This window comes from Micromonospora sp. LOL_025 (genome assembly GCF_048060285.1).
In the GTDB taxonomy this organism is placed as follows: Bacteria; Actinomycetota; Actinomycetes; order Mycobacteriales; family Micromonosporaceae; genus Micromonospora.
Genome location: NZ_JBHMIR010000003.1, coordinates 126,861 through 140,496, shown reverse-complemented (window position 1 = coordinate 140,496; position 13,636 = coordinate 126,861). Strand labels below are relative to the sequence as shown.

The window sequence follows — 13,636 nt, the reverse complement described above, 5'->3', positions numbered from 1 at the left end:
ACTTTCGGCTCCGGACGTCCCGTTCACGCCCGCACGGCCAGGTCCGATTCCCGCGAGCCCGGGGCGCCGAGCAGGGGCATCATCGGTGACGTGGAGTTGGACTTCGAGCGGTGCTACCGGGCGGTCGACAGCCGCGACCAGCGGTTCGACGGCTGGTTCTACACCGGCGTCACGTCGACCGGGATCTACTGCCGGCCGTCCTGCCCGGCGATGACGCCGAAGCGGCAGAACGTCCGGTTCTTCCCCTCGGCCGCCGCCGCGCAGACGGCGGGGCTGCGCGCCTGCCGGCGCTGCCGGCCGGACGCCGCCCCGGGCTCCCCGCAGTGGGACGTACGGGCCGACGTCGTCGGTCGGGCCATGCGGCTGATCGCCGACGGGGTGGTGGACCGCGACGGCATCCCGGGGCTGGCCGCCCGGCTGGGCTACACCGAGCGGCACCTGCACCGGATGCTGCGGGCCGAGATGGGCGCCGGCCCCCTGGCCCTGGCCCGGGCACAGCGCGCGCAGACCGCCCGCACCCTGATCGAGACCACCGGGCTGGGCATGGCGGAGGTCGCGTTCGCCGCCGGGTTCGGCAGCGTGCGGCAGTTCAACGACACGGTCCGGGAGGTGTTCGGGGCGGCCCCGTCCGAGCTGCGCACCGCCCGCCGCCAGCACCCCGTTCCGGGCGGGGCGGGCACGATCACGCTGCGGCTCGCGTACCGCCCGCCGTTGCACGCGGAGGCGCTGCTGGACTTCCTCGCGCTGCGCGCGCTGCCCGGCGTCGAGGAGGTGCGCGACGGGACGTACCGGCGGGGCCTGCGGCTGCCGCACGGCCCGGGCGAGGCGGCCCTGACCCCGGCGGACGGGCACGTGACGGCGACGCTGCGGCTGACGGACATGCGCGACCTCGCCCCCGCCGTGGCCCGCTGCCGGCGCCTGCTCGACCTCGACGCCGATCCGACCGCCGTCGACGGCACGCTCGCCGCCGACCCGGCGCTGGCCGGGGTGGTCGCCGCCGAGCCGGGCATCCGGCTCCCCCGCTCGGTCGACGGCTTCGAGATGGCCGTGCGCGCGATCGTCGGCCAGCAGGTCTCCGTGCGCTCGGCCCGCACCACCCTCACCCGCCTCCTGACCCACCTGCGCCCACCCGCCCCCACCCCCGGCCCCGCCGGCGTCGATCAGGAGGTCCGGGCACCCGGGGAGCGCTCTCGGGAGCCCGAACCTCTGGATCGACCGGCCGAGGGGGCGGGGAGCGCGGCCGGAACCGGCCGGTTGCAGGGGTTTCCGAGTGCCGAGGAGGTGCTCGGGGTGCCGGACGAGGTGTTCGGGATGCCGGCGGGGCGGCGGGAGACGATTCGCGGGCTGGCCCGTGCCGTCGCCGACGGGTCGCTGGACCTGGCGCCCGGCGGGGACCGGGAGGAGAGCGTCCGGCGGCTGCTGGCGCTGCCCGGGATCGGGCCCTGGACGGCGGGCTACGTCGCCATGCGCGCCCTCGGCGACCCGGACGTCCTGCTTCCCACCGACCTCGCCGTACGCCGGGGCGCCGCCGCCCTCGGCCTCCCCGACGCCCCCACGACCCTCGACACGTACGCCGACCGCTGGCGCCCCTGGCGCTCGTACGCGGTGATCCGACTCTGGAGAGCAGCATGAGCATGAACGACAGCACCGTCATCGCCACCCCCGCCGGCCCGCTCAGCATCGTGGCCGGCCCGGACGGGGCGGTCCGGGCGGCGGGCTTCACCGGCGACCCGGAGGGCCTGATCCCCCTGATGCACCCGGCCCTGCGGGCGCCGCTGCGGCACCGGGGCGACCTCGGCCCGGTCAGCGTCGCCGTGGCGTCCTACCTGGACGGCGAGCTGGCCGCGATCGACGCCGTGCCGGTGGAGCAGCACACCGGGGGCGCGTTCATGGCGCACGCCTGGCAGGTGCTGCGCGAGGTGAAACCGGGAGACCCGGTGACGTACACCGGTTTCGCCGGGCTGGCCGGCCGCCCCGCCGCGGTACGGGCCGCCGCGGCGGCCTGCGCCCGCAACGCCGCCGCCCTCTTCGTCCCCTGCCACCGGGTGCTGCGTACCGACGGGACGCTCGGCGGCTACCGCTGGGGGCTGGACGTGAAGAAGTGGCTTCTCGGGCACGAGCGGCGATGACGGGAAACCGACACCTGCGCCGCCCCCGTTTGAGGCTACCGTCGGGTAGTGCCTGCGGAAGGTGACGGCAACCCGGCCTCCCGGGTCGAGGCCGGCCGGCACCCGCTGCACAACCTCTGGCGACTGCGCCACTACCTGCGCCCGCACGCGGCCGAGTTCGGCTGGCTGCTGCTCGCCGGCCTCGCCGCCACCGGGGCGGGCATCGCCGTACCGCTGGTCGCGCAGCGGGTGGTCGACGGCCCGGTGGCCCGGCAGGACCCGGCCGGGCTGTTCCGGCTGGCCGGGCTGGCGCTGCTGCTCGGCCTGGTCGAGGCGCTGCTGATCTTCATCCGGCGCTGGGTGCAGTCGTCGTCCTCGATGCGGATCGAGGCGGCCATCCGCGAGGACGTCTACGCCCACCTGCAACGGCTGCCGACCAGCTTCCACGACCGCTGGCAGTCCGGCCAACTGCTCTCCCGGGTCACCAGCGACCTGTCGGTGCTGCGCCGGTTCCTCTCCTTCGGCCTCTTCTTCCTGATCCTCAACCTGGTGACCTACCTGGCCGTGGTCACCCTGCTGATCCGGCTGCACCCCGCGCTGGGGCTGCTGGTGGCGGGCAGCGCGGTGCCGCTGTTCCTGATCAGCCGCCGCTTCGCGCGGCACTACCACGCGGCCTCCCGACGGATGCAGGACCAGCAGGGCGACGTGGCCACGCTGGTCGAGGAGACCGCGCAGGGGCTGCGCACGATGAAGGCGTACGGGCGAGGGCCGGAACTCGCCGCCCGCTTCGCCGCCGGCGCGCGGGCGCTGCACGACACCGGGGTCGGCAAGGGCCGGCTGCTGGCCCGCACCTCCGCCCTGCTCGACCTCGTGCCCAACCTGACCCTCGGCGTGGTGCTGGTCGCCGGCGCGGCGGCCGCCGCGGGCGGGGTGCTGACCATCGGCGAACTGGTCGCCTTCGTCAGCCTCCAGCTGATGCTGATCTGGCCGGTGCAGTCGCTGGGCTGGATCATCGCCAACGGGCAGGAGGCCGCCACCGCCGCCGACCGGGTACGCGAGGTGCTGGACACCCCGCCGGCGATCGTGGACGCCCCGCACGCGCTCGCCCTGCGCCGCGCCGACGTACGCGGGCGGCTCCGCTTCGAGCGGGTCTCGTTCCGCTATCCGGGCACGGCCGCGCCGGTGCTGCGGGAGATCGACCTGACCGTCGAGCCGGGCGAGACCGTGGCCCTGGTCGGGGCGACCGGCTGCGGCAAGAGCACACTGCTCTCCCTGGTGCCCCGGCTGCACGAGGTGACCGGCGGGCGGATCACGCTGGACGGGCACGACCTGCGCGACCTGCGGCTGTCCGCCCTGCGTCGGCTGGTCGGGGTCGCCTTCGAGGAGCCGACGCTGTTCTCCATGTCGGTGTGGGAGAACCTCACGCTCGGGCGGCCGGAGGCCGGCGAGGACGAGGTGCGCGCCGCGCTCGCCCTCGCCCAGGCCGACTTCGCGTACGAGCTGCCGTGGGGGTTGGCCACCCGGGTGGGCGAGCAGGGGCTGTCGCTCTCCGGCGGGCAGCGGCAACGGCTGGCGCTGGCCCGGGCGGTGCTCGGCCGCCCCGCGCTGCTCGTGCTGGACGACCCGCTGTCGGCCCTGGACGTGCACACCGAGGCGCTGGTCGAGACCGCGCTGAAGCGGGTGCTGCGCACCACCACCGCCCTGCTGGTCGTGCACCGACCCTCCACGATCGCCCTCGCCGACCGGGTGGCGCTGCTGGAGCAGGGCCGGATCACGGCCGTCGGGCAGCACTCGGAGCTGCTCGCCGGCGTGCCGGCGTACCGCGCGGTGCTCTCCGCCGAGCCCGCCCCCGCGCCGCCCGGCGACCGCGGCCTGGTGCGTTCGTGACCGGCGACGCCGCCCGGCGCACGAACGGGGCGGACCTCGCCCGGTGGCGCGGCGTCGCCACCGACCCGGACGCGGACCGCAGCCGCGCCGAGGACACCGACCCCGAGGCGGTGGCCCGGCTCCGCGCCCGCAGCCGGGTGCTGCTGCGCGACCTGCTGCGCCCGCACCGGCGCCCCCTGGGGCTGGCCGTCGCGCTGCTGCTCGGCCAGAACGCCGCCGCGATGGCCGGGCCGTACCTGGTGATGCTCGGCATCGACCGGGCGATCGCGCCGCTGCGGGCCGGCGATCCCGGCCCGCTGCTGGTCGTCGCCGGCGGATTCGCCGCCGCCACCGCCGTCGAGTACACCGCCCGCCGGGGCTTCCTCACCCTCTCCGCGCGGATCGGTCAGGCCGTCCTGCTCGACCTCCGCCAGCGGGTGTACGCGCACTTCCTGCGCCTGTCGGTGGCGTTCCACGAGCGGTACACCTCCGGCCGGATGGTCTCCCGGCTCACCAGCGACCTGGACTCGATCGGCGAACTGGTCGGCGGCGGCATCGACGGCCTGGTGCTGGCCGTGCTGTCGATCCTCTCGGTCGCCGGCATCCTGCTCTGGCTGGACCTGCCGCTGGCCGCGGTGACGCTGCTCGCGTTCCCGTTCCTGTTCTGGCTGAGCCGCTGGTTCGCGCGGGCGTCGGCGGACGCGTGGCGGCGCACCCGGGAGACGGTGGCGCTGGTCATCGTCCACTTCGTCGAGTCCATGCGCGGCATCCGGGCGGTGCAGGCGTTCCGCCGGGAGCCGCGCAACCAGCAGATCTTCGGGACGGTCAGCGACGACTACCGGCGGGCCAGCCGGGACGCGTTCCGGCTGATCGCGACGTACTCGCCGGGGATCAAGGTGATCGGCAACGTGACCGTGGCGGTGGTGCTCTGCTACGGCGGCTGGCGGGTGCTGGGCGGGGCGACCGGGATCGGGGTGCTGGCGGCGTTCCTGCTCTACCTGCGGCGGTTCTTCGAGCCGATGCAGGAACTGAGCCAGTTCTACAACTCGCTCCAGTCGGCCACGGCCGCGCTGGAGAAGCTCGCCGGGGTGCTCGACGAACGGCCGTCGGTGGCCGAACCGGCGCGGCCCGTGCCGCTTCCCGCCGGGCCGGGGCGCGGGGCGGTCGTCTTCCGGTCGGTCACCTTCGGCTACCGGCCGGACGCGCCGATCCTCGCCGGGCTGGACCTCGCCGTCCCGGCCGGCCAGACCGTGGCGCTGGTCGGCGCGACCGGCGCCGGCAAGTCGACCGTCGCCAAGCTGCTCGCCCGGTTCCACGACCCGTTCTCGGGCGCGGTCACCCTCGACGGGGTCGACCTGCGCGAGGTCGCCGACGCGGAGCTGCGGCGCGCCGTGGTGCTGGTGACCCAGGAGACCCACCTGTTCGGCGGCACGGTCGCGGAGAACATCCGGTTCGGCCGTCCCGACGCGGACGACGCCGCCGTGGAGGCCGCCGCGCGGGAGATCGGCGCGCACGACTTCATCGCCGCCCTCCCCGACGGGTACGCCACCGGGGTGCAGCGGCGCGGCGGCCGGCTCTCCGCCGGGCAGCGGCAACTGGTCGCCTTCGCCCGGGCGTTCCTGGCCGACCCGGCGGTGCTGATCCTGGACGAGGCCACCTCGTCGCTGGACGTGCCCACCGAGCGCCTGGTGCAGCACGCCCTCGGCACCATCCTGGCCGACCGCACCGCGCTGGTGATCGCGCACCGGCTCTCCACCGTGGAGACGGCCGACCGGGTGCTCGTGCTCGACGACGGGCGGATCGTCGAGGACGGCCCGCCCGGCCGGCTCGCCGTCGCCGGTGGCCGGTACGCCGCCCTGCACCGGCAGTGGCGCGACTCCCTGCTCTGAGCGCTGGCGGGAGCGGCCGGGCACGGGACGAAACCACGTGCTCCGGCCCCCGGCCGCTGCCTACCATCGACGGATGACCGACACGGAGAGGACGGCCCGCGCCGGCGTCCCCGAGCGTCCGAGCCTGGACGGCATCGAGGAGACCTGGGCGCGCCGCTGGCAGGAGGACGGCACGTACGCGTTCGACCGCGCGAAGACGACCGTTCGGGGGCGCAGCGCGGCGTCAGAAGCGCCGAGCCCGAACGGTCGCAGCGCCGACGTGTACGCGATCGACACCCCGCCGCCGACCGTATCGGGCGAGCTGCACATGGGGCACGTCTTCTCGTACACGCACACCGACGTGGTCGCCCGGTTCCAGCGGATGCGCGGGCGGACGGTCTTCTACCCGATGGGCTGGGACGACAACGGCCTGCCCACCGAGCGCCGGGTGCAGAACGTGTACGGCGTGCGCTGCGATCCGGCGCTGCCGTACGACCCGGACCGGCAGGCCCCCGGAACCCCCGTGGGCGAGGCCGCCCGCAAGGACCCGACCCCGGTCTCCCGGCGCAACTTCATCGAGCTGTGTGAGCGGCTGACCGCCGCCGACGAGCAGGTCTTCGAGGCGCTCTGGCGGCGGCTCGGGCTGTCCGTGGACTGGTCGTTGACGTACACGACGATCGGCGCGGCGGCCCGGGCGGCCTCGCAGCGGGCGTTCCTGCGGAACCTGGCCCGGGGCGAGGCGTACCAGGCGGAGGCGCCGACGCTCTGGGACGTCGGCTTCGCCACCGCCGTCGCCCAGGCGGAGCTGGAGGACCGGGAGCGGCCCGGGGCGTACCACCGGCTGCGGTTCGCCGGGCCGGGCGGGCGGGAGGTGCTCATCGACACCACCCGACCGGAGCTGCTGCCGGCCTGCGTGGCGCTGGTCTGCCACCCCGACGACGAGCGGTACGCCGACCTGGTGGGCGGCACCGCGCGTACGCCGGTCTTCGGGGTGGACGTGCCGGTGCGGGCGCACCCGCTGGCGGACCCGGCCAAGGGCACGGGCATCGCGATGGTCTGCACCTTCGGCGACCTGACCGACGTGACCTGGTGGCGGGAGCTGCGGCTGGACACGCGCGTGGTGATCGGCCGGGACGGCCGGCTGCTGCCCGAGCCGCCGGCCGGCGTGCCGGCGCAGCCGTACGCGGCGCTGGCCGGGCAGACCGTCAACGGTGCCCGGCGGACGCTGGTGGAGCTGCTGGCCGACGCCGGCGACCTGGTCGGCGAGCCGCGGCCCGTCACCCACCCGGTGAAGTTCTACGAGCGCGGCGACCGGCCGCTGGAGATCGTCTCGACCCGGCAGTGGTACCTGCGCAACGGCGGACGCGACGCGGGCCTGCGCGAGGAGCTGCTGGCCCGGGGCGGGGAGCTGCGCTGGGTGCCGGAGCACATGCGGCACCGCTACGCGCACTGGGTGGGCGGCCTGACCGGCGACTGGCTGGTCAGCCGGCAACGCTTCTTCGGCGTGCCGGTGCCGGTGTGGTACCGGCTCGACGACGCTGGCGAGCCGGACTGGTCCCAGCCTCTCACGCCGGCGGAGTCCGCGCTGCCGATCGATCCGTCCACCGACGCCCCGCCGGGGTTCGAGGAGTCGCAGCGAGGCCGCCCGGGGGGCTTCGTCGGCGATCCCGACGTGCTCGACACCTGGGCCACCTCGTCGCTGACCCCGCAGATCGCCGGCGGGTGGGAGACCGACCCGGACCTGTTCGCCCGGGTCTTCCCGATGGACCTGCGCCCGCAGGGGCAGGAGATCATCCGCACCTGGCTGTTCTCCACCGTGGTCCGCTCGCACCTGGAGCACGGGGTGCTGCCCTGGCGGGACACGGTGCTCTCCGGTTGGATCCTCGACCCCGACCGGAAGAAGATGTCCAAGTCCAAGGGGAACGTGGTCACCCCGATGGCGCTGCTGGAGCAGCACGGCTCCGACGCGGTGCGGTACTGGGCGGCGAACGGCAGGCCGGGCATGGATCTCGCCTTCGACCCGGCCCAGATCAAGGTCGGCCGGCGACTGGCGACCAAGCTGCTGAACGCGTCCAAGTTCGCCCTCGGGCTGGGCGCCGCCGACGCGCTGCGGGCGCCGGCCACCGAGCCGCTGGACCGGGCGATGCTCGCCGAACTCTCCGGCGTGGTCGCCGCCGCGACGTCGGCGTTGGAGGCGTACGACCACACAGCGGCGTTGCAGGTCGCCGAGGGCTTCTTCTGGCGGTTCTGCGACGACTACATCGAGCTGGTGAAGGAGCGCGCCTACAGCACCGGGTCGGGGGCGGACTCCGCCCGGGCGGCGCTGGCCACCGCGCTCTCGGTGCAGCTGCGGCTGTTCGCCCCGGTGCTGCCGTACGCGACCGAGGAGGTGTGGTCGTGGTGGCGGTACGGCTCGGTGCACCGCGCGACCTGGCCCACCACGTACGAGGTGGACCGGGCGATCCAGGGCGCCGGCGAACCGGAGCTGCTGCGGCTGGCCGCCGACGCGCTCAGCCAGGTGCGCCGGGCCAAGTCGGAGCGGAAACTGTCGATGAAGGCGGAGGTGCCGCTGGCCGAGGCGCTCGGCCCGGCGGCCCTGCTGGAACAGCTGACCGTGATCGCCGACGACGTCCGGGCCGCCGGCCGGATCACGAAGCTGGACCTGCTGCCCGACCGCACCCCGGAGCTCGTGATCGCCTGCGCGTTCTGACCGGCCGGCCCCGTCGCGCCCCCCACGGCGCGGCGGGGCTCACCAGCCGCGCAGCAGGCGCAGGCCGAGCAGGAAGGCGACGACGGCGGGGCCGACCAGCAGGGTGATCGCCTGGAGGCGGTACGGCATCCGGTGCCGGGTCAGCTCCACCGCGTTGCCCAGCACGATCACCCCCGCCAGCATCAGGAACGCGCCCCACATCGGGGCGGCACCGACGTCGACCAGGCCGACGCGGGTCAGTTGCAGCGTCCCGCCGAGCAGCAGGGCGCCGGCCAGCGCCAGCAGGGAGACCGTCCGGTGCAGCCCCCGGGCCAGCGGGTGGACCAGCCGCCAGCGGTAGGTGCCCGCGACCGCCAGGCAGGGCAGGACGACCATCAGGGGCCAGCCCCGCCCGAACACGCCGAACATCAGCAGCGCCCCGACGGCGAACACCAGCGCGCCGAGGCAGGCGACCACGTAGCCGGCGAAGGCCCGCCCGCCGCCCCTGGCCAGCAGCGGCCCCCCGGTGGCGGCGATCAGCGCGCCGGGGATCAGCACGAACCCCGCCCACCAGTGGAAGTGCCCGGTGGACTGCGCGGCCGTGGTGGTCGCCGCCGCCGCCAGCCCGGCCACCGCCAGGCTGACCATCCAGTGCCGGCCGGCACCCGGATAGGACTCCCGCGACATCACCAGCCCCGTCTCCGCGCTCACGCCGACAGCCTCGCCCAGCCGCCCGGCCCGGTCCATCCGGGCAGCCCTACCATCGCGAGGTCGGGCTGTCCTGAAGGGCCGTCAGGTCAGAGGTCAGCTCGTCTCGCCGGCCACGCTGAAGGAGCGGAGCCGGTCGACGGCCAGCAGCGTGAAGCCCGCGCTGATCAACGCGGCCATCACCGCCGCCACCGGCACCGAGACGCCGGCCTCCAGCAGCCCGGTGGGGGCCATCCGGTCGGCGAGGGCGATCACGTACTGCTGGATGGAGAGCACCTTGGTGCCGCTGACGACGTTGCCGAGCAGCCCCTCCCAGATCAGCACGTAGACCAGGCCGAGCAGCACCGGCCGCCGGGTGAGCAGGCTGAGCGCCACGAACAGCGCCGAGTACGCCAGCGCACCGACCGCCGACGCGGCGGCGAGCGACAACCCGAGGCGTACGGAGTCGGCCAGCACGCCCGCCACGTAGAGCGGCACGGCGACGGTGACCGCGGTGACGCCGGCGGCCACCGCCAGCTTGGGCAGCACGATCTGCCAGCGCGGCAGCGGCTTGGTCAGGATGTGCACGACCGTGCCGTCGTCGATCTCGGCGCCCAGCACGCCGGTGCCGACGATCAGGGCGACCACCGGGAGCACCACGGCCAGGCCCAGGCCGACCAGCACCGGCGGGCCCCACTCGCCCGGGTCCACCCCGAGCGCGCGGGAGAGCACGGCGAGCAGCACCAGCACCACGGGCAGCGGCAGCAGCAGGAGGAACCGGCGACGCCCGAACAGCCCCCGCACGGTGATCCAGGAAACGGTAGACATGGGTTCAGGCCTCCACGAGGTAGGAGAAGACGCTCTCCAGGGATTCGTCCTCGGGCACCAACTGCCGCACCCGGATGCCCTCCGCCAGGGCGATCTTCGGCAGGACGCGGGTGAACGCGCCGTAGTCGCCGGCCCGCACGGTCAACCCGGCGCGACCCAGCTCGACCCCCGTCACCGACGCCTCCGCCATCAGCGCGACGGCGAGCGCGCGGTCGTCGGTGGAGTGCACGGCGAAGACGTGCGGCCGGTTGGTCATCAGCCGGCGGATCGTGCGGAAGTCACCGGAGGCGGCCAGCCGGCCGGCGACCATCACCTGGACGGTGCCGGAGACCTGCTCGACCTCCTCCAGGATGTGCGAGCTGAACAGGATGGTGCGGCCGGCGTCGCCGAGGCGGTGCAGCAGCTCCATCATGTGCAGCCGCTGGCGCGGGTCCATGCCGTTGAACGGCTCGTCGAGCAGCAGCACCTGCGGCTCGTGCACCAGCGCCGCGGCCACCCGGGCGCGCTGCCGCATGCCCTTGGAGTACGTGCCGATCCGGCGGTCCTGCGCGCCCTCCATCTCCACCAGGGCGATCGCCCGGCGGGCCGCCTCCGCCGGGTCCGGCAGCCGGTGCAGCTTCGCGCTGGCCAGCACGAACTCGTGCGCGGTGAGGAAGGTGTGCACCGCCTCGCGCTCGCTGACCAGGCCGAGCCGCCGGTAGACCTCGGGGTTGCGCCAGGTGGGCCGGCCGTCCAGGCTGACCACCCCGCGCGACGGGGCCAGGAAGCCCGCCATCATGTGCAGCAGGGTGGTCTTGCCCGCGCCGTTCGGGCCGAGCAGCCCGGTGACGCCGGGGCCGAGGCTCATGCTGACGTCGTTGACGGCCACCACGTTGCCGTACCAGCGGGAGACGCCGGCGAGGTCGAGGGTGCTGGCGGCGACGGCCGGCGGGCCCGTCACCTGGTCGGTGCTGATCGTGGTCATCGGGCGGCCACCTTCCGGTATCGCAGCATCAGCAGGGCGACGCAGCCGGTCACGAGCAGCACGGCGGCGACCGCGTAGACGGGACCGAAGTCGCCGATCGGCACTCCGCCCTCCCCCTCGAACAGCAGCAGGTCGCCGAGCGCCCAGGTGCCCACTCCGCCCACCAACGTCGAGGGCGAGGCGAGGAAGGCCAGTTCGTTGACCGTCTGGGAGGGCATGATCGACAGGGTGCCGACGATCGGGGTGGTCATCAGGAACACGGCCACGATCCCGCCGGCCGCGAACGCCCGCTTGCCGGTGGACGAGGCGACCAGCAGCCCGACCGAGGCGAAGACCGCCGCCCAGAGCCCGGCGTAGAGCAGGCTGGGCAGCAGGTCGAGCAGCTCGTTCCAGACCCCGCGCATGCCGTCGCCCGTGGTGAACGCGGCGCCCAGGAACATCACCAGCTGCGGCCCGCCGAGCAGCAGCCAGAGCGCGGTGGCCAGCGCCAGCAGCTTCGCCAGCGGGTAGTCCGAGCGCGGCAGCGGCCGGGAGAAGTAGAGCGGCAGCACCCCGCTGCGCAGGTCCCGCGAGACCAGCTCGGGGGCGACCACCGCGACGAAGAAGATGACCAGCCAGCTCATGTTGTCGGCGAACTGGGCGTACGTCATCACCGCCTCGCCGACCTGGCTGCGTACCGCGGCGAGGCCGGCGGCCACCACGGTGACGATGGCGACCACCAGCCAGGGGAAGATCTTGGCCTTCGCGCTGCGGCCCAGCCCGAACGCCGTCCGCAGGCCGTGCAGGTAGAGCGCGCCGAAGACGGCCCGGCGGCCCAGCCGGGGGCCGGTGTAGCGCTGGTAGCCGATGTCGTGGATGACGCCGGTCGGCTCAGGCATGGCTGGGCTCCCTCGTGGCGAAGAGTTCGGCCACCCGGTGCCGGCGCTGGTCCAGCCGGTGCAGCGGCAGGTTCAGCTCGGCGACCGCGCCGAGGATCAGGTCGTAGGTGGCGTCGTCGGCGAGCTCGACGAGCAGCAGCCGGCCGTCCCGGCGTACCGGCAGGTCGAGCGCGGCCAGCCGGGCGGCCAGTTGGTCGGTGCCCTCGCTGACCTCGACGGCGAGCACGTCGGTGGCCGAGGTCATGGCGGAGATGTGGTCGGCGCGCAGCAGCCGCCCGCCGTCGATGGCGACCAGGGTGTCGCAGATCCGCTCGACCTCGCCCAGCAGGTGCGAGCAGACCAGCACGGAGATGCCGAACTCGGTGCCGATGCGGTGCACCAGCGCCAGCATGGCGTCGCGGCCGGCCGGGTCGAGCCCGTTGGTCGGCTCGTCGAGCATCAGCAGGTCGGGGTCGTGCACCAGCGCCTGGGCGAGCTTGACCCGCTGCTTCATGCCGGTGGAGTAGCCGCCGACCGGGCGGTAGCGCTCCTCGTAGAGCCCGACGTGCCGCAGCGCCTCGGAGGCCCGTTCGCGGGCCACCGTACGCGGCAGGCCGCTCATCCGGCCGAGGTGGGTGACCAGCTCGGCGGCGGAGAGGTCCGGCGGCAGGGCGTCGTGCTCGGGCATGTAGCCGACCCGGGCGCGGACCTGGGCGGAGTCGGTGGTCGGGTCGAGGCCGAGCACCCGGACCCGGCCGCTGGTCGGGGCGAGGAGGCCGAGCAGGATCTTGATCAGGGTGGACTTGCCGGCGCCGTTCGCGCCGACCAATCCGATGATCCCCGGCTCGACCGCGACGGTCAGGTCGGCCAGCGCGGTGACCCCACCCCCGTACGTCTTGGTCAGCGACTCGGTCGCGATGAGTGTCACGTCGTACAGCGTAGGAGGCGACGACCGCCCTGGGCAGCGGCTCGCCCCGGGCGCTTCCCTGATCCTGGCGGTCCGCGTCCCCTAGGGTCCCCGGCGACGACAGGCTGCCCGTGGGCCTGTCGCGGCGTTCGCGGACGGACTCGTCCCCGGCGCGTCCGCCACGCCGGGGCAGACACGACGGCGACCGGCACGGCACACTGTGCCCATGCGTAGCCGACTGTTCCGCGCGCCGCTGACGTGGGTGGTGGTGGTCGTCCTCGCCGCCGGCTCCGCGCTCGGCCTCTACTGGTTCCAGCCGTGGAGGCTGGTGACCGACGCCGAGGTCGACGAGGCGCTCTCGAGCGTGGCGCCCACGCCGGCTCCGGTCGGTTCCGCCCCGGGCGCGACGGCCTCCCCCGCCGGACCGGTCCTCGTCGGGCAGGGCGACTTCGTGACCCACGAGCACGACACGTCGGGCAGTGCGCGGATCGTCCGCGCCCCCGACGGGCGGCACCGGCTCGAACTGGTCGGTCTGGCCACCTCCAACGGCCCGGACCTGCGGGTCTGGCTCACCGACCAGCCGGTGCGCAACGGCACCGCCGGCTGGCGGGTCTTCGACGACGGCCGGTGGGTCGAGCTGGGCCGGCTCAAGGGCAACCGGGGCGACCAGGGCTACGACATCCCGGCCGACGTCGACCTGACCGGCCTGACCAGCGTCTCCATCTGGTGCAAGCGGTTCGCCGTCTCCTTCGGTGCCGCACCCCTGGCCGCGCTCCGCTGACCGATCGGCCACCCCCTACCGGCGCGCGCGGGGTGGAGTGGCGCTCTCGACCGATCGCCGGCCGGCTGAGAAACTGTGTGC

General features: G+C 74.7%; 11 protein-coding genes. 6 read left to right on the top strand and 5 right to left on the bottom strand.

Annotated features, from left to right (window positions below):
* The first annotated feature begins 90 nt into the window (after window positions 1-90).
* The 5 genes from ACFHW0_RS05530 (at window position 91) to valS (ending at window position 8,552) form a co-directional block, all read left to right on the top strand.
* On the top strand, window positions 91-1,632 hold the full coding sequence (locus ACFHW0_RS05530; RefSeq protein ID WP_416605882.1) for a DNA-3-methyladenine glycosylase 2 family protein: 1,542 nt from the start codon (window positions 91-93) through the stop codon (window positions 1,630-1,632).
* Window positions 1,629-2,129, top strand: a complete 501-nt coding sequence (locus ACFHW0_RS05525; RefSeq protein ID WP_416605881.1) for a methylated-DNA--[protein]-cysteine S-methyltransferase — start codon at window positions 1,629-1,631, stop codon at window positions 2,127-2,129. Before ACFHW0_RS05530 ends, ACFHW0_RS05525 begins: the two co-directional genes overlap by 4 nt.
* A gap of 48 nt (window positions 2,130-2,177) precedes the next feature.
* On the top strand, window positions 2,178-3,995 hold the full coding sequence (locus tag ACFHW0_RS05520; protein WP_416605880.1) for an ABC transporter ATP-binding protein: 1,818 nt from the start codon (window positions 2,178-2,180) through the stop codon (window positions 3,993-3,995).
* Entirely contained in the window at window positions 3,992-5,863 is a 1,872-nt protein-coding gene (locus ACFHW0_RS05515) for an ABC transporter ATP-binding protein (protein WP_416605878.1), read from the top strand. Before ACFHW0_RS05520 ends, ACFHW0_RS05515 begins: the two co-directional genes overlap by 4 nt.
* A 73-nt stretch (window positions 5,864-5,936) precedes the next feature.
* Window positions 5,937-8,552, top strand: a complete 2,616-nt coding sequence (gene valS / locus ACFHW0_RS05510) for a valine--tRNA ligase (protein ID WP_416605877.1) — start codon at window positions 5,937-5,939, stop codon at window positions 8,550-8,552.
* Between the two features lie 39 nt (window positions 8,553-8,591).
* Here the strand turns inward: valS and ACFHW0_RS05505 are convergent, their stop codons facing one another.
* The 5 genes from ACFHW0_RS05505 to ACFHW0_RS05485 form a co-directional block, all read right to left on the bottom strand.
* On the bottom strand, window positions 8,592-9,242 hold the full coding sequence (locus tag ACFHW0_RS05505; RefSeq protein WP_416605876.1) for a hypothetical protein: 651 nt from the start codon (window positions 9,240-9,242) through the stop codon (window positions 8,592-8,594).
* A gap of 93 nt (window positions 9,243-9,335) precedes the next feature.
* Window positions 9,336-10,046, bottom strand: coding sequence for an ABC transporter permease subunit (locus ACFHW0_RS05500; RefSeq protein WP_416605874.1), 711 nt, complete (start codon window positions 10,044-10,046; stop codon window positions 9,336-9,338).
* A gap of 4 nt (window positions 10,047-10,050) precedes the next feature.
* Entirely contained in the window at window positions 10,051-11,010 is a 960-nt protein-coding gene (locus ACFHW0_RS05495; protein ID WP_416605873.1) for an ABC transporter ATP-binding protein, read from the bottom strand.
* Entirely contained in the window at window positions 11,007-11,888 is an 882-nt protein-coding gene (locus ACFHW0_RS05490; RefSeq protein ID WP_416605872.1) for an ABC transporter permease, read from the bottom strand. The genes ACFHW0_RS05495 and ACFHW0_RS05490 overlap by 4 nt, the downstream gene beginning before the upstream one ends.
* A complete protein-coding gene (locus tag ACFHW0_RS05485; protein ID WP_416605871.1) occupies window positions 11,881-12,795 on the bottom strand; it encodes an ABC transporter ATP-binding protein in 915 nt (304 codons plus the stop codon). The genes ACFHW0_RS05490 and ACFHW0_RS05485 overlap by 8 nt, the downstream gene beginning before the upstream one ends.
* 205 nt (window positions 12,796-13,000) lie before the next feature.
* Between ACFHW0_RS05485 and ACFHW0_RS05480 the strand changes: the two genes are divergently transcribed.
* Complete coding sequence (locus tag ACFHW0_RS05480; RefSeq protein ID WP_416605869.1) at window positions 13,001-13,555, top strand: DM13 domain-containing protein; 555 nt, start codon at window positions 13,001-13,003, stop codon at window positions 13,553-13,555.
* The last annotated feature ends 81 nt before the right edge of the window (window positions 13,556-13,636 follow it).

Coding starts and splice junctions, on each gene's coding strand:
- ACFHW0_RS05525 (WP_416605881.1), top strand. CDS start 1,629: ATGAGCATGAACGACAGCACCGTCATCGCCACCCCCGCCGGCCCGCTC.
- valS (WP_416605877.1), top strand. CDS start 5,937: ATGACCGACACGGAGAGGACGGCCCGCGCCGGCGTCCCCGAGCGTCCG.
- ACFHW0_RS05500 (WP_416605874.1), bottom strand. CDS start 10,046: ATGTCTACCGTTTCCTGGATCACCGTGCGGGGGCTGTTCGGGCGTCGC.
- ACFHW0_RS05495 (WP_416605873.1), bottom strand. CDS start 11,010: ATGACCACGATCAGCACCGACCAGGTGACGGGCCCGCCGGCCGTCGCC.
- ACFHW0_RS05490 (WP_416605872.1), bottom strand. CDS start 11,888: ATGCCTGAGCCGACCGGCGTCATCCACGACATCGGCTACCAGCGCTAC.
- ACFHW0_RS05480 (WP_416605869.1), top strand. CDS start 13,001: ATGCGTAGCCGACTGTTCCGCGCGCCGCTGACGTGGGTGGTGGTGGTC.